This is a genomic window from Hymenobacter tenuis (genome assembly GCF_054780495.1).
On sequence record NZ_BAAGWF010000004.1, the window covers coordinates 598,907 to 620,921 of the forward strand.

Below are 22,015 nucleotides of genomic sequence, written 5' to 3' on the forward strand. Positions count from 1 at the left end.
AATCTTTATCTAGTAATCCGCCATGCATTATCCTCGACTGTTACTGGCTGTTTTGGCCGCCGGGCTGCTCGTATCCTTCCGACTTCCCCTCGATGAGTTTGCTCGCTTGGTGGAGCAGCAACTGGCGCGTTTTTATCAGGCCGCCGCTCCCGAAAAAGCCTATCTGCATTTCGATAAGGACAGTTATGCCGCGGGCGAAACCATCTGGTTTAAGGCGTATGTAGTAGATGCTGCCCGCCACCAGCCCGATAGCAGCCGGGCCGTGTATGTTGATTTAATTGGCCCTGATCAGCAGGTACTGGGGCATCAGGTACTGGCCCTGCAGAACGGGGGCGCCCCCGGCGACTTTGTGCTGCCCCCCGAGCTTCCGCAGGGCGGGTATACCGTGCGCGCCTACACTAGCTGGATGCGCAACACCCCGGAGTTTTTCTTTAGCCGCGTGCTGCCCGTATGGTCAGAAAACACTAGCCCTTCCCGCAGTGAAAACCCCGCCGGCAAGCCCGATGTGCAGTTTTTTCCGGAAGGCGGCCAGCTGGTGAATGGGGTGCCCAGTGTGGTAGGGTTTAAGGCCACTGGCCCAAATGGGTTGGGCTTGGCTATAACAGGAACGGTTCAGGATGCGCAAGGCAACGTAGTGGCCGAGCTCCGCAGCCAGCACCTGGGTATGGGGCGCTTTGAGCTGGTGCCCGCGGCCGGCCAGCGCTATACAGCCCGCATCCGGCCGGGCAATGGTCCCGAGCTTACGTATGCGTTGCCTGCTGCTCAGCCTTCGGGCCTGGCATTGCGCGTGCAGGACCTGGGCGATGCATATCAGCTCACGGTGCAGCGCCAAGCTGGGGCCACCGACGCGGCTGCGGAGCGCATCACGGTGATGGCGCACGTGCGCGGCCGCATGGTGTACCTGGAGCAAACCGAGCTGCAAGGCCGTGCGCCCTTCGCGCCGAAGATTCTGAAAAGTCAGTTTCCGGCCGGCATCATCCACTTCACCGTCTTCGATAGCCAACGCGCCGCACGGTGCGAGCGGCTGGCTTTCGCTGATACCGACCCCGGCGTGCGCCTCACCCTGCAGCCTGATAAAGCGGTGTATGCTCCTCGTGAAAAAGTGACGGTGAAAGTAGCCGCGCAGGGTGCTGCCGGGCGCCCCGTTGCCGCCGACTTTTCTCTGGCCGTTACCGAGGCGGCCCTGGCGGCTCCCACCGGCTACGAAACCGATATCCGGACCCACCTGCTGGTGACCTCGGATTTGCGCGGCCACGTGGAGCAGCCTGCCTTCTATTTTACTAGCCCTACGCCGGCCACCAAGCAAGCCCTCGATGATTTACTGCTGACCCAGGGCTGGCGCCGGTTTGCCTGGCAGCCGCTGCTAGCAGGCCAGTTGGGCAACTTTCCGCATCCGCTGGAGCGTACGTTGAGCCTGCGCGGCAGGGTAGTGGGCTCGCGCCAAGAGCCATTACCTGGCGTCACCGTTGAGCTTACTCGTTCTAAATCCGCCGCCCCGCAGCAAACCCTCACCGATGCCGAAGGCCGCTTTGTGTTCACCGGCTTTTCGGGCCTCGATACAGCGCTGGTTCGGTTGGAAGCCAAACCCACCCGTAAAGTGCGGCAGCCCCAACTCCTGCTCGATACTGATTACCCAGCCGTTTCGGAGGTAGCGCAGGCCCTGCAGCTCCCCATGCCGCCGGAAAACCGCGTGGCGCTGCTGGCCAGCGCTAGGAGTAGTGCCACCGCTGATCCTACCCCCAACGGGCGCAGCATTCTGCTCAGCAACGTAACCATAAAAGGAAGTAAAGCCGCGCTAAAACCAGACAACCGGCGGATTTACGGGCGAGCGGATGCTGTTATCCAGACTAAAAATATTGCCGGAATCAGCACCTATCGGGATGTGGTGCAGGTGCTGCAGGGCCGGGTGGCGGGCCTAAGTGTAGTATCCAATCAGAACTTTGTGCAGATAACCATGCGCGGCGTTAACTCGGTTCAGCAGTCGCGGCTTAGTCCTGTTGGTGGCGGTAATTCTCGAACGGCTTCCTCGGATGCACCTTCCATAAAAACCGCAGTCCCTCTGTTTCTGCTCGATGGTGTGCCCACCGATATCAACATGATTAACTCGGTGCCGGTCACGGATTTCGAAACCATTGAGGTGCTAAAGCCCAGCTCCGCCGCTATTTTCGGCGACCGGGCCGGGGCTGGCGCTATTGCGTTTTTCACGAAGTACGCTAACCCCAACTACAACCCGGCGGCTGACCAGCAGCCCACCCGCGAGCCGAACATGTACATGCCGCCTCGCTTTTACCAGGCTCGGAAGTTTTACGAGCCGGCGTACGGCACCAACCCTAGCGCCGCTGCTGCCGATAAGCGCGGAGCCACTATTTATTGGAATCCTACGGTGCATACGTCTGCTGCCGGTGTGGTCACCATATCATTTTATACCTCTGAGAAAACCGGCGTCTTCCGTTTGCAGGCTGAAGGACTTTCGCCAGCCGGTTCTCCCGGCCGGGGCACGGCTATACTAACGGTGGAGAAAACAAAGTAAGCACCGCATGGCCACTTGCGGCCAGAAGCGGGGGTGGTAGCCAACCGTTATTTCAGGCGGCGGTACGGAAAGTCGCTTGCCGACCGGCGAACCAAATCAGCGGCGAGCTTGGCCGGCTTGAGTGCCGCCGAACCCGTGCGGTCGTAATCGAAGCGCCACGTTAGCTGCCCAGAGCGGCAGTCGTGTACCGTTAGGTTGGTGGTGGCCTGGCTGAAAGGAATACTGGAGGGCGAATCGGTGGCGAGCAAGGGCTCATTCAGAAGCAGGCGGGCCGCCAGGGCTAGCCCACCAGGTAGGGGTTGGTACAGGTCCGTCTGGCCCGAGAGGATGGCGTCAACCCCTAGCGCCTGCTGCAGCTCGCTCATAGAGCGCTCCGGCAAATTGGCGTAGCTGATGCCCGCGGCCTGCAAGCGTCGGTTGGTTTCGGGCACGGGCTGGAGCTGCACCGTGTAGCCGGCCGCTGGTCGTTGTTTCTGCAGCTCCGCGTACAGCAATTGCTGTAGCTCGTAGGCCAGCTCTTGGCTTTCGGCCTGCTGCTGAGCCGTCCAGTCCTGTTGCACGCGCTGCTGAGTTGCTAGGGTGGTATCGGAGCCCAAGTACCGCAGGTCGCGCATTCGAAACCGGTCTTGGGTTACTTCAAAGGGCAGAATGGCAACCGTTCGGTGTGCCGTTAGGGCCGAGGCATCGAGGGTGCGGGCCGCGTAATTACTAGGGGTGCAGGAGGCTACCAGCCATCCGGCCAACAGCAAAAGCAAAACGCGCGACATACAAACAATAAGCTAAATCAAAAGTGAAAGTACACCAGCTCCACGCAGTCGTAAAACAAGCACGGCTCCCTAGGCTCAATACACCAGCCAAGCCATTGCGCCGCAGCTTGGCACTACACCTGGAGTTGCAAGCGCAAGTGTAGGCCACATGGTAACGGAAGACTACAGCAGGACTAGGCGGAGCGCGGTTCAAGCAACGGTAGCACCTAGTTGAACAGAGCGCCGATAAAGCTGTAAGGTTGCTTGGGTGGCGCTGGGCAAGATGAATTTCTGGCTGGAGTAGGCTAAAACTTCTGAAATGCGCGTGCGAAGTGGTGTTCAGTACCCCACCAGCCGCTGGCATATAGGTCTGGCAACAAGTGAAATTTACACGTCTATCCTGCGTGAGTTAATCATAGTAAAATTATATAATCGAAATATCTGCTTATTTGTCCGAAGTAGTTTTACGTGCTTGTTTAAGACACTATATGGTTTGTTAATAGTGAATTAGATATACAAGATGATTTATAAAAGACAAAATTTTATATAGGTAAAATACAGCTCGTCAGTAGCAACATGCCTGTCATGGAGGCGTAGAAAAAGCCCCATGAACACTACGCCAACTTCCGCTTCCGGGGCTCGTCTCCCTGACCCGGCCCCAGCTGCCGGGGCAGTGGTACTACCTGTTATTGAAGAGCAAGCCGTTGTTCGGCGTGAGGTAGTGGAAACGGGCCGCGTGTTCGTGACCAAAACCGTACAGCAACACGAGGAAACAGTACAGCTTGATCTGCTGCATGATGAGGTACAAGTAGAGCGCGTACCCGTCAATACATTCGTTCCGGATGGCGCCACGCTGCCCGGCGTACGCTACGAAGGCGACACCATGGTGATTCCGGTGGTGCGCGAAGTAGTAGTGAAACGAATGCTGGTGGTAGAAGAGCTGCACATCACTAAACACCAAGTCCCTACCCAGGAGAGTCATACGGTAGTGCTGCGCCAGGAGGTGGTGCAAGTAAACCGACAGGACCTTACCCCGCCTCCGGCCGCTCCGGCCACGTCTGACGCTCCTATTCTTTAATCTATCCATTCCTTCCATCCCCCTTTCCACCACACAATGAACCAGACAGTAGTAGGAATTTTCGAAACGGCTGCCCAGGCGCAGCAAGCTGCTCAGCAACTAGCCGCCGCCGGCTTCAGCACCGAACACGTAGATGTAGCTTCTTCCGGCGCCGCCGGTGCAAGCACTAGTAATAGCAATAGCAATTACCGCAACAGCAGCGGTACTGCCGTAGAGGGCGTAGCCGATGCCGCCGGCCGTACCGCCGAACATGCTGGCGACGGTATCAGCAATTTCTTCAGCAACCTGTTTGGCGGCGCTGACTCCGACGACGCCCGCCGGTACTCGCACGTAGCTCGCAACAGCGGCTCCGTGGTAACGGTGCACGCACATTCCGCTGAAAACGCCCACCGGGCCGCCGAAATTCTGGATCGGGCTGGCGCAGTTGACGTGGATGAGCGTGCTGGCCAAACCGGCTATCAGTCCGGCAACAACTATAATGCAGGTGCTACCGCAGCCGCTGGTACCGGCGCTACGGCGCAAGTAATTGAGGAAAACCTGCAGGTAGGCAAGCGCGTGGAGCAAACCGGTGGCGCCCGTTTGCGCAGCCGCATTGTGGAGCGTCCCGTTGAAGCCAGCGTGCGGTTGCGCGAAGAGCATGTAAACGTGGAGCGCCGCCCCGTTGACCGCCCCGCCACAGAAGCCGACTTTAACACCTTTAAAGAAGGCGAAATCGAGATTACAGAAAGCGCTGAGCGGGCCGTAGTAGCCAAAGAGGCTCGGGTAGTAGAAGAGGTTTCGTTGGGTAAAGAAGTAACCGAGCGCGAAGAGATAGTGCGCGATACCGTTCGGAAGACGGAAGTTGATGTGGAGCGCCTCGATGGCCGCACCGATGTAAACACCAACTCTGGCACGAACACCGACCCCAATTACAACCAACGCAATAGCTAAGCACAGCGCAGTATTGTAGCAAGAAAAGGCGCCCGGGCATTTCGGGCGCCTTTTTTATGTATGCGGGTATAGGTCATGCACGCCTCAGGCAGGTTCAGGCCGATATCACCCCTAGTAAAATATGCTGTGGATACACACAGCCACTGGTAGTATTACTCTGAAACGGTTTAAGCGCGATGCAGGCCTAGTAACATTAGCCGCCTGCAAAACCTAGGATACTGCGAGCTGCTACCAAACAGAAAAGGCCACCTTACGAGTAAGGTGGCCTTTTCTGTGGAAAGGAACAGATGGAGCGGGTGAATTACTCCGGGCTACCGGAAGTGTCTTTCGACTTCATTTTCATCTTCTTGTCGCGCGGCTTTTTCATGTCCTTGGTGCGGCGCACTTTGCGGTCAGTGTCCATGGTAGAGGTACCGCTGGTGGTGCCGTCCATGGTGCTGCCAGAAGTGCCAACTGATGAGCCACTGGTGGTAGCCGTCTGACGGTCGCTGGCGGGCTGCGTGTTGCTGGCCGGAAGCGTACCCAAAGAGCCAGCAGGCTGTGCTGGAGGAGAAGACTGAGGGCTTACGCTACCGTTCACGGTAGGCGTGCTGCCAGCAGTAGTAGATTGAGCGGAAGCGGCAGTAGCACTTAAGGCAATAGCAGCGGCGAAAGCAAATACGATTTTCATAGCGTGGTGATGAATGGAAAATGGATAACGAAGCCAGTTGGCTGGCTGCTGTAGTCCTTACGGGCTCACTAGGTGTTGCGTTCACCAAAACGCCCTTTTAGAAGTTATAAGATCATGGCATTGGGCAATGCAGTTTAACCCAGGCCAGCACCTAGGCCGATTACGCAACCAAGCAAAAGCACCCAAAAAAGCACAGCCGAGAGAACCATTGCTGCGCTTCCCGGCCATCATGCGGAAATGCCGACCCCCCAATTCCCCTCTGGCTCTGCATGACGGTCGGTGCAGTATACTGGTCTGTGCAGCACTGAGCAGATAGCGCCCAAAGTTTAGTTAGCTGAAAACGGGACTCGTTGTACTTCTACGGCCTTGGTTAGGCAGCTTTCATCTACTGGCAGGGCGGCTTGGTACTCAGGGTACTAGGTGCAAAATTTGGTGAAAGCTCGACCATACACTGAGAATGCTGTTGTGTTAGGGTATTCATCACCTAACCAAACGATTATCCTTATGAAAAAGTCAGTTGTTTTGAGTATTGTGTTGGCCGGAGGCTTTTTCCTGTGTGCCACGGAGCAGAGCGCGGCGCAGTCCATGGGCGCTACCACGTCTTCTACCGCCGCCGCCTCAACGGGCAAGGACCTGGCCGCCAGCGCTGGTTTGTCGTCGAACCACACTACCCTGCTGAAAGCCTTGCAAGCCGCTGGTCTGGCTGATCAAGCCAAAGGCGCCGGCCCGTACACCGTATTCGCGCCCGACAACGCCGCCTTCGCGAAGCTGCCCGCCGGCACGCTTACAATCTTGCTCAAGCCCGCCAACAAGAAACAGCTGGCCGGTCTGCTTTCTTACCACGTGGTAGCCGGCAATGTGATGGCCGCCGACCTGACCGATGGCCAGGTGATTAAAACCGTGCAGGGCGAAAGCCTGACGGTGAGCCTGGCAGGGGGCACCGTAAAAATCAAGGACGCTAAAGGCGGCACCGCCACCGTTACGCAGCCCGATATCAAAGCCACCAACGGGGTAGTGCACTCCATTGACACCGTTCTGATGCCTGCCAAATAAGCTTAGAAAGGTTCTGTCAGCAAAAAGGCCACCCAAACCGGGTGGTCTTTTTGCTGTACACGGTGCGGGAATTACCGCCCGGTTGTTCCGGCATTGCGAGGTGAGCTTTGGCGTTAAGCCCCGTCGCGCCCTCGCGCTACATAGCGCTGTGTTGTGCGGTTTCAGTTTCCGTTCAGGCAGACTTTTCGCTAGGTCCTTGCAAGAGAGCAAGCCTATTCATCGGTTGCCTGGTGCCCGCTGCTGAGTTGCGCAGGAGCAGTGTATAAAATCATAATTAGTTGTAATTTACTATATACCCTCTGGTCCAGCGCACCTCGCCGCTGGTACTCCCTGCCGCCTACCCCCGGTAGGCCCACTATACTGGCCTTACTGGCCTGCGTATCCTTTAAGTACAGCTTTGGTATATGTTAGTGGATGAAGTAAATACGCTGCCTTCGCTGAGTGTGCGAGGGCAGATCCTGCGGCCTCACGATGCGCAATATGACGCCGCCCGCCAGGTGTACAACGGCATGATCGACAAGCACCCGGCCCTGATTGTGCGGTGCGCCGATGTAGCCGACGTTATTGCGGCCGTCAATTATGCCCGTACGGAGCACCTGCTGCTTGCTATAAAGGGCGGCGGCCACAGCGGCGCCGGCCTGGGCATGTGCGATAATGGGATGGTCATCGATCTGAGCCTGATGCGGGGCATCCACATCGACCCCGAAGAGCGCACCGCAGTAGTAGAAGGTGGCTGCACCCTCGGCGATGTTGACCACGCCACGCATGCCTTCGGGCTGGCTCTACCGGGCGGCATTATCTCTACCACCGGGGTAGCAGGCCTTACCCTGGGCGGCGGCCTAGGCTACCTCACGCGCCACTATGGCCTCACCATTGATAGCCTGCTGGAGGCGGATGTAGTGCTGGCCGACGGCCGCTTCGTGAAAGCCTCGGCCTCGCAAAACGCCGACCTGTTTTGGGCGTTGCGCGGCGGCGGCGGCAACTTTGGCGTGGTTACCTCCTTTCGGTTTCGGCTGCACCCCGTGAAAATGGTGCAGGGCGGCCCCATGCTGTGGCCGCTGGAAGAGGCGGCCTCCGTGCTGCGCTGGTTCGACCAGTTTATGCAAACGGCTCCCGAAAACATCAGCGGCTTTTTTGCTTTCCTGACGGTGCCGCCCGGGCCACCTTTCCCGGAGCACCTGCACTTGCGCAAAATGTGCGGCATCGTGTGGTGCTACAGTGGCCCCATGGCCCAGGCCGACGAGTCTTTCCGGGCGGTGCGCGCCTTCCAGGCCCCGGCCCTCGATCTGGTAGGCCCCTTGCCTATGCCCGCTCTCCAATCGATGTTTGATGGACTGTACCCGCCCGGTCTACAATGGTATTGGAAGGCCGATTTCATGAACGACGTGTCAGAAGAAGCCATAGCCCAGCACCATCGTTTTGCCGACTTGCTGCCGACCATGCACTGCGCCATGCACCTGTATCCCATTAACGGGGCAGCGGCGCGCATCGGCCGCAAGGAAACCGCCTGGAACTACCGCGACGCCCGCTATGCCATGGTGATTGTAGGCGTTGACCCGGACCCCGCCAACAAGGAGAAAATAATGGCCTGGGCCAAAGCCTACTGGGAAGCTCTGCACCCCTATTCGGCCGGAGGGGCCTATGTTAATTTCATGATGGACGAAGGCGACGAGCGGGTGCGCGCTACCTATGGCGCCAACTACACCCGCTTGGCCGCCATCAAAGCCCTATACGATCCACATAACCTGTTTCGGGTAAACCAGAACATCCTGCCCGTCGAGCCAGAGCATATCTTCACCTGATCCTACCGCCCCTGCGCGCACTCTCCGCATAGCCCGCAAAAAAGCCCCGCCATACATACTGGCGGGGCTTTTTGTGTAGAAGGCATAGGGAACTAGAAGCACGGTAACGTACCAAAGAGCCTCTTTAGAAACCCAGCCCGATAGTGAACCCGGAAACTGAACCGGAGAAGTCGCCTACGCGCTGGGCTTGGCCCGAAGTGGTGCTGATGCGGTAGAGCCCAGTGCGGCCCTCTACGTCCAGCAGGGCGTATGCCTCGTTGCTGGTGCCCCCAATATCAAACCCGGTTGAAGCTTCAGCATTCACTCCCAGTGCGCCTACTTCTACCAGGGTGCCGTCGTTGGGCGGCATCTGCCGGAACAGCTTGTCGCTGGCTACATCAATATCATAAAGCGTGGTGGTGGCGGTGCCGGCCATATTGTTGGCGTAGGCCGCTCCCGTAACCGCGGGCATGCCGGGATAGAGATTGCCGTCCTTGATAACTACCCCATCGGCGGGGTTAATGCGTAGATTCTGGCCCGTGTTGCTCACCAGCCGGATGCGGTCTACCACCGGGTTAAAGTCTACCCCAAAGGAAGTGCCCTGTAGCGGCATGCTGAGGGTAGCCACCAGCGCAGCCGCGCCCGAGGATGCGTTCAGCGTAAACAAACGGCTGTTGCTGCTGACAGCGTACAATTGTCCATTTACCGGCCGGAAATCAAGCCCGACTATAGTTTCGCCACTGCCTAGGCCCGTGATGGGTTTGGCAACGGATGTGCCGGGAGCGGTAGGGTTGAAGATCAGGAGCTGATTGGCGGCATTCACGGCGTAGGCCACGGGTTGCGTCTGGATGGCTAGGCCCGTGTACTGGCCGTCCTTGTCGTACTTGGCCAGGATGCGCGCTGCCCCCGTGGTCAGATCTACTTGGAAAAGCGTGGGTTTCTTATTGACTTCGAACAGGCCTAGCGCGAGGTCGGTGCCGGGCACGATATCGAAGCCGCCATTGCCGGTTACCTTAATCTTCAAGTCGCCTACTTCTACCAGCGTGCCATCGTTGGGCGGGGTTTGCTTGTAGAGCTTCTGCGTGGTCAGGTCGATATCGTAGAGAGTAGTAGTGGTGGCTCCGGCTAGGTTGTTGGTGTAAGCGGCTCCGGCCAGGCGGGCCCCGCTCACCCCATTAATGGGACCATCAACAGCGGCTACAGTGCCGGTTTCGGGGTTCAGGCGCAGGTTCTGCCCGGCGTCGGTTACTACCCGAATGCGGTCAACGGTGGGGTTGAAGTCGAAGCCGGCTACCGAGCCGCTAAGGGCAGGCGTGAAGGCCTGGGTGCCAATGGCGCGGGCGGCTCCCGTTTGCGGATTAATCACGTAGAGTCGGCTGCTACTGCCTAACCCGTATAGCTGGCCGGTGGCCGGGCGGAAGTCGATAGCCAGGATTCTCTCACCGCTCTGTAGGCCCGTAATAGACACCGAGTTGATGGGCCGCTCGGGCGCCGAGCCCTCGAAAGCATCTAGCTGAAGGCCGTCCGCCAGCGCATAGAAGCGAAACGGTAACTCTGCGCGTCTCACGTCGCTGGTGGCGCTGCCCGCCGGAGCCATAGTGGCATCATCGGTTGCTTTTTCGCAACCAACTAGGGCGCAGAAAAGTCCGGCAGTAGCAAGTAGCTGGCCGAAGTAAAGTTTGTTTTTCATTTTCGGGAGTTTAGGTGAGATAAATCCGTGATGAAAAAAGCTACGAAGTGGGTTTGCGTGCGGATTGCGCGCCGCCGAAAAAGCTGAAATGTAGTTGGTTGCGCCCGTCCTGCTGTTGTGCTTCCCGCAAAGCAAATGGCCTTCTCCGCGCGTTTCCGCTACCCGCGGTCCTAGGCCTCTTCATGCCCTGAACCTGGTGCTGGCCACGCTGCCCTGAAACAGCACCTTCGCGGCTTCAATGCGCCTAGGGCCTGTGGCCGGTTAAACCGGAGTAATTCAAAAGTCCGTCCGGCCTGCTCTGGCGTTTCTTCGCAGCGGAAGCCTCTCGCCGTTTCGCTGGGGTTGAGCGAGTTCGTGGCCCTAGTGTTCAGTTCACGAAGGAACGTCCTGCTTGATCTGGCGTCCCTTAAGAGTCGGAGCATCTGGCAGGCAGTCGTTGCCACACAAACCGTCATGCAGAGCCGAAGGCGAAGCATCTCGCTCGAATCGTTGGGTTAGCATGGCAACATCAGCACGCGAGATGCTTCGCCTTCGGCTCTGCATGACGTTCTTCTTTGTATGACCGTTCTTCTTTGTCTGACGTTCTTCTCTGCATGACGTGCTGGTGTAAACACTAGGGCAACGTACCACCGCAACCGCAACCCCGCGGGAGGCAACGGCTGCGCGGACGCCCGAGCAGGCCAGGCGGGCTGGTGGTTATGAAACGGTTTACTTCCGGACCGGGCCTAGCGCTGGCAGCTAGTTGATTTCCGTGTAGAGCTTGTCGCCGAGCAGTTCCAGGTCGGCGGTGTCGGTGTTGGTGAGCAAGATGATGACGTTCTCGAACTTCAGGTCGGTCAGCAGCACGGAGTTGAAGCCATTGATGCTGCCCCGACGCTCCAGCAGCGGGCTGGCAAAGGTTCGGTCGTTGAAATAAAACCCCAGAGTAGGGTAGCCCCGAATTCCCTCGATGTAAGTGGGTTGCTGGGGTTTCAGAAGGTAGGCGGCGGTTGTTTTGGCCGAAAGCAGCCGGTGCGACTTCAGCGCCTGCACCAGCTTATACACATCCTCGGGTGTGGAGTACATGGCGCCCGCCCCGGCGTAGTTGGAGAGGTACGTTGGCGAATCATTAAGCAGCGTATCGGCCTTGCTGCCCGCCCCGAAGGTGTAGTTGTGGTAGCCGTAAGCCAGGTCCGGGGTAACAATCTTCTCCTGTATCACGCCCGAATCCAGCATGCCGAGGGGCGTGAGAATCTGCTCCTGCAAGAGCCGGGCAAACGGCTTCTTCGTAACGACCTCCAGCACTCGGGTCAGCAGGACGTAATCGGCGTTGGTGTAGTGAAAGCCCGGCGCCTTCTGCGGCTCCCGTTTCGCCACAAACCGCTTCACGTACTCAGCCGTTGAGTACCGCGCTTGGTAGGCCAGTAGCGGCTCGTTCTGTAGCCCCGAGTAGTGCGTCAGCAGCTCCTTCACCGTAATGTGCTGGCAGGCCGCCGGCAGCTCCGGCACGAAGCGGCTCGCTTTGTCTTCCAGCCGGAGCTGGCCTTTTTCTACCAGCTGCAAAACTAGAACTGCCGTGAACGTCTTGGTCAGAGACGCAATCGGGAAGCGGGTGCTGTTGCTGATGGGCACCGCAAACTGCCGGTTCGCCGTGCCCCAGTTTACCCGCGCCACCACCTGACCCTGCCGCACCACCAGCGCCGCCCCGTTGAAATGCCCCGCCTGATATTCCGCCTCCAGAATACTCTCCAGCCTGCTTTGCGCAACGGCAGCGGGGGGTACAAGCAAACAGATACCTAGTAGAAATCGGGACAGAAACATACGGAACACACCTATAGCAATACGGAAAGTAGCACCAGCGCCAAGGTAGCCCGTTTTCCGAGACGTGCCAGGTTATGTGAAGAGGGAGGCTTTCCGCAGCTGAAGAATGAACGTTCCTGCGGAGCTACCACTGCAGCCCGCCAACAATCAAAGTATTTCGGCTGGCTGCGGTTGAGCAAGTATGGTGCCCTAGTAAACTAGAACGTCCTTCCTCGGTTGCGCCCGGAGTGACAGCTAGTGTGGCAACCACCACCCGCAGACGGCTGTGGCCCCTGACCTGATACGCCACCCGTTCCGCAGGCTGGTTTCTTTTTACTCCGGTTGCATGGCTGGCTTCACGCCTAGGTCTCTTGATTACACGAACCGCATACCTTGCCACCAACACCGGCAAGCCCAGCGCAGTACCTTCACCCAAAACAGCCCCGCGTGATAACACTAGCCCCGCTGCAACCCGAACACGTAGGCCACTTCTACCGCTGGATTCAGGACCCGGAAGTCATCGAGTATTCCATGTCGTCGTTCCAGACCATGACCACCGAGGCCCAGATCGACGCCTGGTTTGCCGCAACCCTCCAGGATGCCAGCAGCCTCAACCGGGGCATCTTCACCGCCGATACCCAGGAGCTAATTGGCTACGCCGGCATCTCCGGCATTTCCCGTCTCAACCAATCGGGCGAGTACTTCATCTTCATCGGCGAGAAAGCCCACTGGGGCCGGGGCGTGGGCACCGAGGTTACGAAGCAAGTGCTGGCCCTGGGCTTCACCGAGCTCCACCTCAACCGCATTATGCTCACCGTCTCGGAGCCAAACGTAGGCGGGGTAAAAGCCTACGCCAAGGCCGGCTTCAAGCTGGAAGGCCGCCTGCGCGAAGCGAGCCTGCGCAATGGTCAGTTCCATGATAAACTCGTCATGTCGGTGCTGAAAGCCGAGTGGTAGCCGCCCGCCGCTAGGCCACCTCCGTGGCCCCGGTGGATTAATAATATCAAGTCGGTCGGATCAATCGTGGCGTTGGCAGTGATGGTTTTCAGGAAGCGCCTACGGGTAGGATGAAGGTGCGCGTTGAAGCTTGATTGAAGTTGTTATTATCTTCAAGCCACTCCTATAAAAGTCGTATGGATCTCAACACCGCAAAAGACATTGCTACAATAGCAGCTCCCTATACAGCACTTGTTGTAAGTACCTTTTTGAAGCCAAAGTTTGAGGCTGTAGCTGAAAGCTTGGGAAAAAAGCAAAAGCTATTAGGACATGCTGTATTAAATAAATTTGAAAGTTATCTTGATAGAGCTTATGGTAACCAGTCATATGTAAGAACTGTTGTTTTTCAGAATAATAAGAAGTTGTTGAGTGACTTGTATATTCCTTTAACGGTTTCTAATACAAATACTGGTGAGTCAGTTAAGATAGATTCATATCCTAAAAAATTATTGCCTGCTTTTGACAAAGTTTTACTCGTGGATACAGCTGGGATGGGTAAATCTACGATTAGTAGATTTTTATTCTTGAAGGCAATTGAAGGCAATCATGGAGTGCCGATATTTATCGAGCTTAGGAGGTTGAGAACTGGTGTTACTATATTGGAATTGGTACAAAATGATTTAGATAAAATAAATGAAGCATTTGATAAAAATCTACTTTTGAATTTAATAGATAGAGGAGATTTTATATTCATATTTGATGGATTTGATGAGATACCTGTTAAGGATAGAGAATTTGCTACTCAGCATCTGCAGGATTTTGTAGCTAAAGTGCCAAATAATAAGTTTCTAATAACATCAAGGCAGGATTCAGCTCTTAATGCATTTGCTGATTTTCAACGTTTTGTTATTAAGCCACTTAGGCAACAAGAGGCTTATGATTTGTTGAAAAAATATGATTATAATGGGGATGTTTCTGCTGCTTTAATAAAAAAGCTAGAAGAAAATCATGGGGATACACTGAAAAGTTTTTTGGTTAATCCTTTGTTGGTGTCTTTGTTATTTAAAGCTTATGATTTTAAGCCTACATTGCCTCTACGTGCAGATGTGTTTTATCGTCAGGTATATGAAGCTCTTTTCGAAAATCATGACTTGTCCAAAGGAGGATCGTTCATTCGTCAAAAAAGCTCTGGTCTTAATATTGATGATTTCGCTAGAGTTTTACGAGCGTTGGCTATAAAGACTGTAATTTCAGGTAATGTACAGTACACTTCCGATGAATTGATTGCTTATGTAAAAGAAGCTAAGGATAGATGTGTGGGTCTGTTATTTTCTGAATCTGATTTTATAAAGGACTTGATTCAAAATGTACCTCTTTTTGTGCAAGATGGATTAGATTATAGATGGAATCACAAATCATTCCAAGAATATTTCGCTGCCCTATTTATATCAATTGATGCCAAAGCAGGTGCTATTAATATGTTGCAAAAATTAGTTGATAATAAAGAACAACTAAGATTTGTAAATATGTTTGAGTTGTATTATGATATAGATCCTGATACGTTTCAAAAAGCATTAGTAAGGAGGCTTCTGGAAGAATTCATTGCTTATATGAATAGTAGCGTATATGGAGCTAAGTATCCATATGTAGATAAGAATGATATTAGTCTGAGAAAATTAATATGCTTTGGTAGAAGATATATTTTATTTAATGAATCTTCTATAGCTAAAATTGCAAATGAATTTGTTGGTAATGATTCTGTTAAAGTTCATGAAATTATAAGAAATTATTGCATTGCTAATAATTTGTTGAAAGATAATGAAGTAATAGGAAGCTCTACTCATTACCCTTCAGGCAGCGGGCTTGTTGCTTTAAGCAGTTATAATATCATTATAATGGAGATTTTAGGTAGGAAAAAGCATAAAGTTGTTTTAGATATGAGGCAGTCTATTTATAGGAGAGAGTTTAGTGCGACTTTATCACCTAATACGTTGGTAGGAGGAACAACACCTGTTATTCTTACAGAGGGGATAGAAAATTATCTAAATGGGAAAGATAATTTTCGTAAGGTTACACAGCTGTTAATTGAAAACGATCGGGTTAGAATTTCTCTTGATCTGGATGAGTCTAATAAAGAAATGTTTAAGATTAATGATTCTATAGAGCGTAATAATTTAGATAATTTGCTTTCGGATATTTGAAAAATATAGACAAAAAAAGACCTGCATTATATAATGCAGGTCTTTTTTTGTCTATATTTTCTTACACCCCAACCGTCTCCTCACTTCCCAACTCACTCAAAATCCGCTGGGCGGCTTGCACGTTTTTCACGTCCTCGATGCTGATGACAAGCTGCTCCTTGCGCTCCTTCATGGAGGCCGAGCGGGGGTGGGTTTGCACGTAGCTGAGGATGTTGCCGAAGGTGGGGCCCTGGAAGTACCGCTCGTTGTTGGTGGCCGGAATAAAGCCTTTCAGCAGGTTCTTCTTCAGCGTGAGCTTCTCGAAGCCGGCGTGGCAGGCCTGCCAGCGCAGGCGCACAATGTCGGCGAGCTGCTCCACCTCAGCGGGCAGCGGCCCGAAGCGGTCCACCATGCCGTTGAGCACCTTGCGCAGCTCCTCGGCATTCTTGGCCCTGTCCAGCTTGCTATACAGCTGCAACCGCTCCGATACGCTGGCCACGTAGCGGTCCGGTATCAGCACCTGCAAGTCGGTCTCAATGTTGCACTCCTTGGGGCCCGCGGCGCCGGCCACTTCCTGTAGGCGCTGGGTGGTGTCACCGAGGAACAGGTCGCGGAACTCGGTTTCCTTCAGCTCCGTCACGGCCTCGTCCAGAATCTGGTGGTAGGTCTCAAAGCCCAGGTCATTGATAAAGCCCGACTGCTCGCCGCCCAGCAGGTTGCCCGCCCCCCGAATGTCGAGGTCGCGCATGGCCACGTTGAAGCCCGCGCCCAGGTCCGAGAATTCCTCCAAGGTGCTCAGGCGCTTGCGGGCGTCACTAGGCAGGCCCGCCACCGGGGGCGTGAGCAGGTAGCAGTAAGCCTTCTTGTTGGAGCGGCCCACGCGCCCGCGCATCTGGTGCAGGTCAGAGAGGCCGTGCATGTGGGCCCGGTTGATGAGGATGGTGTTGGCGTTAGCAATGTCTAGGCCACTCTCAATGAGGGTGGTGGCCACCAGCACGTCGTAGTCGCCGTCTACAAACTTCATCATGCGCTTTTCCAGCAGGTCGCCGTCCATCTGGCCGTGCACATAGGTCACGCGGGCATCGGGCACCAGGCGCAGAATCATGTTGGCCTGCTCCTCAATGTCCTTCACGCGGTTGTGCACATAAAACACCTGCCCGCCGCGCTTCAGCTCGCGCGAAACGGCGTCGCGCACCAGCAGCTCATCAAACACGTGCAGCTCGGTTTGCACCGGCTGGCGGTTGGGTGGGGGCGTGGCAATCACGCTCAGGTCGCGGGCGCCCATCAGCGAGAAGTGCAGGGTGCGCGGAATGGGCGTAGCCGAGAGGGTGAGCGTATCCACGTTCACCTTTATTTCCTTGAGCTTGTCCTTGGTTTTCACCCCGAACTTCTGCTCCTCGTCAATCACCAACAGGCCTAGGTCCTTGAACTTTACGTCTTTGTTGGTGAGGCGGTGCGTGCCGATGAGGATGTCGGTTTTGCCCTCCGCCACCCGGCCCAGGGTTTCCTTGATCTGCTTGGTGCTCTTGAAGCGGTTCACGTATTCCACCGTCACGGGCAGGTTGCTGAGCCGCTCCCGGAACGTTTTGTAGTGCTGCATGGCCAGAATGGTGGTGGGCACCAGAACTGCTACCTGCTTGCCATCGGCCACGGCCTTAAACGCCGCCCGAATGGCTACTTCCGTCTTGCCGAAGCCCACGTCGCCGCACACGAGGCGGTCCATGGGGTGGGGCACCTCCATGTCGCGCTTCACGTCTTCGGTGGCCTTGGCTTGGTCGGGAGTGTCCTCGTAGATGAACGACGATTCCAGCTCAGCCTGCATAAACGAGTCGTGGGCGAAGGCGTGGCCGGGCGCGGTTTTGCGCTTGGCGTACAGCCGGATCAGCTCGGCCGCAATGTCCTTCACTTTCTTCTTAACCGACTTCTTCTTGTTTTCCCACTCCGGCGAGCCCAGCTTGCTCATGGTGGGCGGGTTGCCCTCGGCCCCCGAGTACTTGGCAATCTTGTGCAGGGCATGGATGCTCACCGTCAGCACGTCGTCGTCGCGGTACACCAGCCGGATGGCCTCCTGCAGCCGGTCGTTTATTTCTACCTGGGTCAGGCCCGCAAAGCGCGCAATGCCGTAGTCCTGGTGCACCACGTAGTCGCCGGGCACCAGGGTGCGCAGCTCCTTCAGAGTCAGGGCCTTTTTCTTGGAGAACTTCCGGGTTTCCTGGGCCCGATAAAAGCGCTCGAACAGCTGGTGGTCGGTGTACACTAGCAACTTCAGCGTCTCATCAATGAAGCCTTCGCGTAGGCCTATCAGCATGTGCTGAAACTGCACGTTGTTGTCCAGCTCATCGAAGATGGTGCGCAGGCGGTCGGCCTGGCGCACCTGCTCGGCGGCAATGATATTGGTGTAGCCCTTCTGCTGGTTGTCGTGCAGGTTCTTCACCAGGCGGTTGAAGTCCTTGTTGAAGCTCGGCTGGGGCTTGCTATTGAATTGGAAGTCCTCACCGGTCTTGTAGTAAAACCGCTTGCCAAACTCCACCACCGCAAAGCCCTCCAGCAGCTTCTTAAAGCTCTTGTTGGTCTCAAACAAATCCTCGGGCTTGCTGACCACTTGGGTACCGCCCGCTACCTCCAGCAGCTCCTTAAAGCCCGCCTCGGCCCGGTCAAACGATTCCTCCACCACATCCAGAGCCTGGCGCAAATCCTTGGCCCAGATGGCGGTGTTCTTCGGGATGAAGTCGAGAAAGGCCTCCCGCGTTTCCTGCAACAGCTTGGTTTGCACGTTCGGGATGATGCTCACTTGCTGGCGCTTCTCCACCGACAACTGGCTCTCGGGGTCAAACGTCCGGACGGTTTCCACCTCATCCCCGAACAACTCGATGCGGTAGGGCAGCTCGTTGGCGTAGCTGAAGATGTCCACGATGCCGCCGCGCACCGCAAACTGCCCCGGCTCATACACAAAGTCTGTCCGCTCGAAGTCATATTCCGCCAGCATGTCACTGATGAAGTTCACGTCCAGCTTGTCGCCCATCTTCACCAGGAAGGTATTGGCCACCAAGCTTTTCTTGTTGATTACCTTCTCAAACAGTGCCTCGGGGTAAGTCACGATGAGGGCACCGGCAGTTTCCTTGGCGGTGGCCTTCGCGCGCTTCTTGCTCTTGGGTTGGCCTTCCGTTTCCGGCGTGGCGTCCTCCGCCTCGTCGTCGGCTTGCTCCGCGGTGGTTTTTGGCCCACGGTGAGAGTTGAGCTTGTTCAGCACCTCGGCCCGCATGAGCACGTTGGCGTTTTCCGTCTCATCGAAGGAATACGGACGCTTGTAGGAGCTCGGGAACAGCAGCGGCTCTTCATCTGGCACCAAGTGCTGCAAATCGGCCAGAAAGTAGGCCGCCTCGTCCCGGTCGTGCAGAATAAACAGGTGGTGCTGATCGGGAAATTCCTGGTGTATGGCGGCAGCCAGCACCGCATCCTGCGAGCCTACCAACCCCTTTAGGTGCATGCGGGGGCTAGCAGCAACTGATTTATCGGCTGTGGCGGGCTTCAGAGAATGGCGCGTGGCCGGGTTCAGGCGGGCGCCGACGGTCATTACCGTCGGGTCCAGCGTGTAGAGCTTCAGTAAATCGGAAACCTTCAAAGCAAGTATCGGCTAGGGGAGGAGGCAAAGGTAGAAGCCCGGCCGAAGTCTACTCCGGTCGGGCAAGGTAAGCTTACTGAGCGCCACGAAGGCGCGCTAGTCAATACCCGCACCAGGCGCCGAAAGTTTCCGTCACTTTTCAGAGTCTCTGCCGTATCTTCCGAGTTCATGCATCGAAGTGGCCCAACAGGGCATAAGGCTATGGCAGACAAGCAGAAGGAGCAAGGGGCCGAAGAGTGGGATGCAATTCTAAGTCATCTGCGCCAAATCAGGCAGCAGGTGCAGGAACAAGGCCCCATGGCTGAGCAGCAAAAAGCAGAAGTAGAGGACGCCTTTCATCGGGGCTTGGCCTTGCTGGAAAGCCAGGTACAGGGCTTTCAAGACGTGCAAGACGTGCAGGGCGGACTGAAAGGTAGCGCCGGCCAGTGGTAGGAATATAGGCCACTTAGGGTTGGCTGCACTTTACTAGGTAGCAAACCCGACATAACGCTCGGTGGGTACTGCCCGTATGCGCGGTATCTTTGTGGCGTATTCTCTTCCTTACCTTTTTAGTGCGCGGTTCTTCTCACCTGGCCATTGGCCTTATTACCGGCGTTGCCGTAGCGGGGTTGGTCCCCGGCATTCCTTTTTCTCCTGCTGGTATTGCGCTGGCCGGCTTCTCCGCTCTCGCCCCCGACCTTGACCATCCGGGCTCCCGCCTCAGCAAGCGCTTGGGCTTTGCGCAAAACTATGTGCGCTGGGCCTTTGTAGCGGTAGCTGTGGGCTTGGCGCTCTACACGCATTTTCAACTGCCACTAGGCCCTGATCGGCGTATGGGCTTCACGGCGGCGCTGGCGTTCGGGCTTATTGGGGCCGCCATGCAAGGCGACTCCACCCGTAAGCTGGCCTTGCTGTTTACGGGCCTGTGCACGGTAGTAGCGGGGCTCTATACCAGCTACGTGTGGCTGAGCATGCTAGGTCTGTTTGTGTCGGTAGCCCCATTTACGGCCCACCGCTCCTGGACGCACACCCTCTGGGCCACCGGTTTCTGGACCTATACGGGGCACCTGGCCAACCAGAGCCTAGGCTGGCACGGGGTAGCCTTGTTTGCGGGCGGCGGCTATGCTTCGCATTTACTAGCCGATACCCTTACCAAAGCCGGCGTAAAGTGGTTTATGCCCCTCACCGATTTGACCCTTAAAATACCGCTTATCCGCACGGGTTCTGCCAGCGGCAACTTCCTGGAAGTAGCCATTTGCGCCGGCTATGCCATGCTGGTGCTAGGGTTAGTGGTGGGCAAGCTAAGTTTCTAAGTAGCTGAAACTTTATTCACTACTGTCGAGCTATAAAGAGCAACTAATGTAGTATTGCATTTGTCTATTATTGTGGAGCTTTTAACCGCCAATAAGGCCTATCGGACGAATAATTACGCCACTCATTGTGAACTCTGTACATTTGTTGCAAGGCCTTACCACTTCATTGGTTGAATATTGTACTTAACCATGAAACTCTTGCTATTCCTCCTATGCTTTTGCATTGAGGTTTGGCAATTACATTTATACAAATCATATTTGATTTGTACTTCTTAAATTTAAATACGATATATCTATGAATTAATATTATACCGGTGATTATATCCAAGCTATTCATTGGAACATGCTAGTTTGCTCTGCCTGAGAGGCAAGCACTGCCTTCCAGAAGATGTTGCTCGCTTGTACTAGATTAATGTAACCGCCAGCTAACCGCTCCACAGGGTTTCTGCCAGCGAAAGGCCCTTAAACATTTCAGCCTATGGATTATTACAATATATGGGAATATACCACTGCTATCTTCAGCCCGAACTGTGCCCGGCACAGGCTTCTTTGCACTTACTACTCGCTCTAATACACACACACCTTTTTGCGCTCAAACCGTTTCTTGTATGAACCAGATGAATAGCCCCCTGATTAGGATCGGCGTCTTCTATGACGGCAATTATTTCCTAAAGATCAGCGATTACTACTACTTCCAGCACGACCGTAAAGCCCGGATTAGCCTGGAAGGTCTCCATGAATTTATTCGTCATCAGGTTGCTGAAGAAGAAGACGTAGACGTACGTCTGAGCCAGATCATTGACTCTCACTTCTTCCGCGGCCGCCTATCAGCTACTGAAGCCCGCGATAAAGACCGCCTGTTCCATGACCGTCTGCTCGACGATATCTTGATGAACATGGGTATTACTACGCACTACATGCCCCTGAAAACGCGCGATGGCCGTTTGCAGGAGAAAGGCATTGATGTGTGGCTCTCGCTAGAAGCATTGGAACTGGCTATCCACAAAAGCTTTGATGTAGTGGTGCTTATCGCCGGCGACTCGGACTATGTGCCCCTGATCAAGAAGCTGAACACCGTGGGTACCCGCGTGATGCTGCTGAACTGGGACTTTAAATACACTGACTTCAAAGGCGAAAACCGCGTCACCCGCGCTTCGCAGCAGCTGTTGGAGCAGGCTACCTATCCCGTGCAGATGCACGACCTCATTGACCAGGGCCTGAACAGCGGCGACGACGTGATTGAGTCGATGTTTGTGAACACGCCCGAGCCGGTAGCTTTCCCAGCCGTGAAGCCCGTACGGCCCACTGGCCCCACGGCGGCCGGACCCGTTGGCACCGTAGGCATCAGCACCATCAAAAACCTGAAAAACGGGTTTGGTTTCGTGGTAATGCCGCCTAACAACCTGTTCTTCAGCTATGCCGACATGGCCGAAGGTGACTTCAACGAGCTGCAGGAAGGCGACTGGGTGGAGTTTACGGTAGGCCGCAACCACCGCGACGAGGACTGCGCCCGCAACGTACGCAAAGTAGAAGCCCCCGAACTAGAGGAAGGCGACGAGTACGGCGACGAGCACGAGCACGAATCGGCCGGCTCTCCGGAGCGGATGTAAGCACTTTCGCCTTTGGGCCTTAAAGGAAAAGCCGCCGGGCAACCTGCTACTAGCAGGTTGTCCGGCGGCTTCTTTTGTGTGGTGTAGGCGGTAAGCAGGGGTTTGAGGTGTTCACGGG

Annotated in this window: 15 protein-coding genes; 10 read left to right on the forward strand and 5 right to left on the reverse strand. The window is 55.5% G+C overall.

Features of this window, described 5'->3' with window-relative positions:
• Nucleotides 1-22: 22 nt before the first annotated feature.
• Entirely contained in the window at nt 23-2,530 is a 2,508-nt protein-coding gene (locus ACYVGU_RS16160) for an MG2 domain-containing protein (protein WP_460622913.1), read from the forward strand.
• A gap of 47 nt (nt 2,531-2,577) precedes the next feature.
• Here ACYVGU_RS16160 and ACYVGU_RS16165 read toward each other — a convergent pair whose 3' ends face one another.
• On the reverse strand, nt 2,578-3,297 hold the full coding sequence (locus ACYVGU_RS16165; protein WP_460622914.1) for a hypothetical protein: 720 nt from the start codon (nt 3,295-3,297) through the stop codon (nt 2,578-2,580).
• A 586-nt stretch (nt 3,298-3,883) separates the two neighbouring features.
• Here ACYVGU_RS16165 and ACYVGU_RS16170 point away from each other — a divergent pair.
• Together ACYVGU_RS16170 and ACYVGU_RS16175 are read left to right on the forward strand one after the other, a co-directional pair.
• Complete coding sequence (locus tag ACYVGU_RS16170; protein WP_460622915.1) at nt 3,884-4,354, forward strand: YsnF/AvaK domain-containing protein; 471 nt, start codon at nt 3,884-3,886, stop codon at nt 4,352-4,354.
• Nucleotides 4,355-4,390: 36 nt separating this feature from the next.
• Nucleotides 4,391-5,284 carry a YsnF/AvaK domain-containing protein gene (locus tag ACYVGU_RS16175; RefSeq protein ID WP_460613624.1) on the forward strand — a complete coding sequence of 298 codons (894 nt, stop codon included), beginning with the start codon at nt 4,391-4,393 and terminating at the stop codon, nt 5,282-5,284.
• Between the two features lie 301 nt (nt 5,285-5,585).
• Here ACYVGU_RS16175 and ACYVGU_RS16180 read toward each other — a convergent pair whose 3' ends face one another.
• Entirely contained in the window at nt 5,586-5,954 is a 369-nt protein-coding gene (locus ACYVGU_RS16180; protein WP_460622916.1) for a hypothetical protein, read from the reverse strand.
• A gap of 504 nt (nt 5,955-6,458) precedes the next feature.
• Here ACYVGU_RS16180 and ACYVGU_RS16185 point away from each other — a divergent pair.
• Both ACYVGU_RS16185 and ACYVGU_RS16190 read left to right on the forward strand, forming a co-directional pair.
• Entirely contained in the window at nt 6,459-7,007 is a 549-nt protein-coding gene (locus ACYVGU_RS16185) for a fasciclin domain-containing protein (protein WP_460622917.1), read from the forward strand.
• Nucleotides 7,008-7,411: 404 nt separating this feature from the next.
• A complete protein-coding gene (locus tag ACYVGU_RS16190) occupies nt 7,412-8,809 on the forward strand; it encodes an FAD-binding oxidoreductase (protein WP_460622918.1) in 1,398 nt (465 codons plus the stop codon).
• Between the two features lie 124 nt (nt 8,810-8,933).
• Here ACYVGU_RS16190 and ACYVGU_RS16195 read toward each other — a convergent pair whose 3' ends face one another.
• A complete protein-coding gene (locus tag ACYVGU_RS16195) occupies nt 8,934-10,478 on the reverse strand; it encodes a DUF4394 domain-containing protein (RefSeq protein WP_460622919.1) in 1,545 nt (514 codons plus the stop codon).
• A 738-nt stretch (nt 10,479-11,216) separates the two neighbouring features.
• The gene (locus ACYVGU_RS16200; RefSeq protein WP_460622920.1) at nt 11,217-12,278 is read right to left on the reverse strand and encodes a serine hydrolase domain-containing protein; all 1,062 of its coding nucleotides are present in this window, start codon (nt 12,276-12,278) and stop codon (nt 11,217-11,219) included.
• A 426-nt stretch (nt 12,279-12,704) separates the two neighbouring features.
• Here ACYVGU_RS16200 and ACYVGU_RS16205 point away from each other — a divergent pair, with 426 nt between their 5' ends.
• Nucleotides 12,705-13,214, forward strand: coding sequence for a GNAT family N-acetyltransferase (locus tag ACYVGU_RS16205; protein WP_460622921.1), 510 nt, complete (start codon nt 12,705-12,707; stop codon nt 13,212-13,214).
• Nucleotides 13,215-13,390: 176 nt separating this feature from the next.
• Nucleotides 13,391-15,394, forward strand: coding sequence for an NACHT domain-containing protein (locus ACYVGU_RS16210; RefSeq protein ID WP_460622922.1), 2,004 nt, complete (start codon nt 13,391-13,393; stop codon nt 15,392-15,394).
• Between the two features lie 61 nt (nt 15,395-15,455).
• Here the strand turns inward: ACYVGU_RS16210 and mfd are convergent, their stop codons facing one another.
• The gene (gene mfd, locus ACYVGU_RS16215; protein ID WP_460622923.1) at nt 15,456-18,995 is read right to left on the reverse strand and encodes a transcription-repair coupling factor; all 3,540 of its coding nucleotides are present in this window, start codon (nt 18,993-18,995) and stop codon (nt 15,456-15,458) included.
• Nucleotides 18,996-19,196: 201 nt separating this feature from the next.
• On the opposite strand from mfd, the gene ACYVGU_RS16220 reads away from it, so the two are divergent.
• From ACYVGU_RS16220 to ACYVGU_RS16230, 3 genes are all read left to right on the forward strand, one after another.
• Nucleotides 19,197-19,427 carry a hypothetical protein gene (locus ACYVGU_RS16220; protein ID WP_460622924.1) on the forward strand — a complete coding sequence of 77 codons (231 nt, stop codon included), beginning with the start codon at nt 19,197-19,199 and terminating at the stop codon, nt 19,425-19,427.
• A 119-nt stretch (nt 19,428-19,546) separates the two neighbouring features.
• Entirely contained in the window at nt 19,547-20,287 is a 741-nt protein-coding gene (locus ACYVGU_RS16225) for a metal-dependent hydrolase (protein ID WP_460613635.1), read from the forward strand.
• A 608-nt stretch (nt 20,288-20,895) separates the two neighbouring features.
• A complete protein-coding gene (locus ACYVGU_RS16230) occupies nt 20,896-21,897 on the forward strand; it encodes an NYN domain-containing protein (RefSeq protein WP_460613636.1) in 1,002 nt (333 codons plus the stop codon).
• The last annotated feature ends 118 nt before the right edge of the window (nt 21,898-22,015 follow it).

What these genes read in the sequence shown, in the direction of transcription:
- ACYVGU_RS16160 (WP_460622913.1), top strand. Translation starts at nt 23, where the DNA reads ATGCATTATCCTCGACTGTTACTGGCTGTTTTGGCCGCCGGGCTGCTC.
- ACYVGU_RS16165 (WP_460622914.1), bottom strand. Translation starts at nt 3,297, where the DNA reads ATGTCGCGCGTTTTGCTTTTGCTGTTGGCCGGATGGCTGGTAGCCTCC.
- ACYVGU_RS16170 (WP_460622915.1), top strand. Translation starts at nt 3,884, where the DNA reads ATGAACACTACGCCAACTTCCGCTTCCGGGGCTCGTCTCCCTGACCCG.
- ACYVGU_RS16175 (WP_460613624.1), top strand. Translation starts at nt 4,391, where the DNA reads ATGAACCAGACAGTAGTAGGAATTTTCGAAACGGCTGCCCAGGCGCAG.
- ACYVGU_RS16180 (WP_460622916.1), bottom strand. Translation starts at nt 5,954, where the DNA reads ATGAAAATCGTATTTGCTTTCGCCGCTGCTATTGCCTTAAGTGCTACT.
- ACYVGU_RS16185 (WP_460622917.1), top strand. Translation starts at nt 6,459, where the DNA reads ATGAAAAAGTCAGTTGTTTTGAGTATTGTGTTGGCCGGAGGCTTTTTC.
- ACYVGU_RS16190 (WP_460622918.1), top strand. Translation starts at nt 7,412, where the DNA reads ATGTTAGTGGATGAAGTAAATACGCTGCCTTCGCTGAGTGTGCGAGGG.
- ACYVGU_RS16195 (WP_460622919.1), bottom strand. Translation starts at nt 10,478, where the DNA reads ATGAAAAACAAACTTTACTTCGGCCAGCTACTTGCTACTGCCGGACTT.
- ACYVGU_RS16200 (WP_460622920.1), bottom strand. Translation starts at nt 12,278, where the DNA reads ATGTTTCTGTCCCGATTTCTACTAGGTATCTGTTTGCTTGTACCCCCC.
- ACYVGU_RS16210 (WP_460622922.1), top strand. Translation starts at nt 13,391, where the DNA reads ATGGATCTCAACACCGCAAAAGACATTGCTACAATAGCAGCTCCCTAT.
- ACYVGU_RS16220 (WP_460622924.1), top strand. Translation starts at nt 19,197, where the DNA reads ATGGCAGACAAGCAGAAGGAGCAAGGGGCCGAAGAGTGGGATGCAATT.
- ACYVGU_RS16230 (WP_460613636.1), top strand. Translation starts at nt 20,896, where the DNA reads ATGAACCAGATGAATAGCCCCCTGATTAGGATCGGCGTCTTCTATGAC.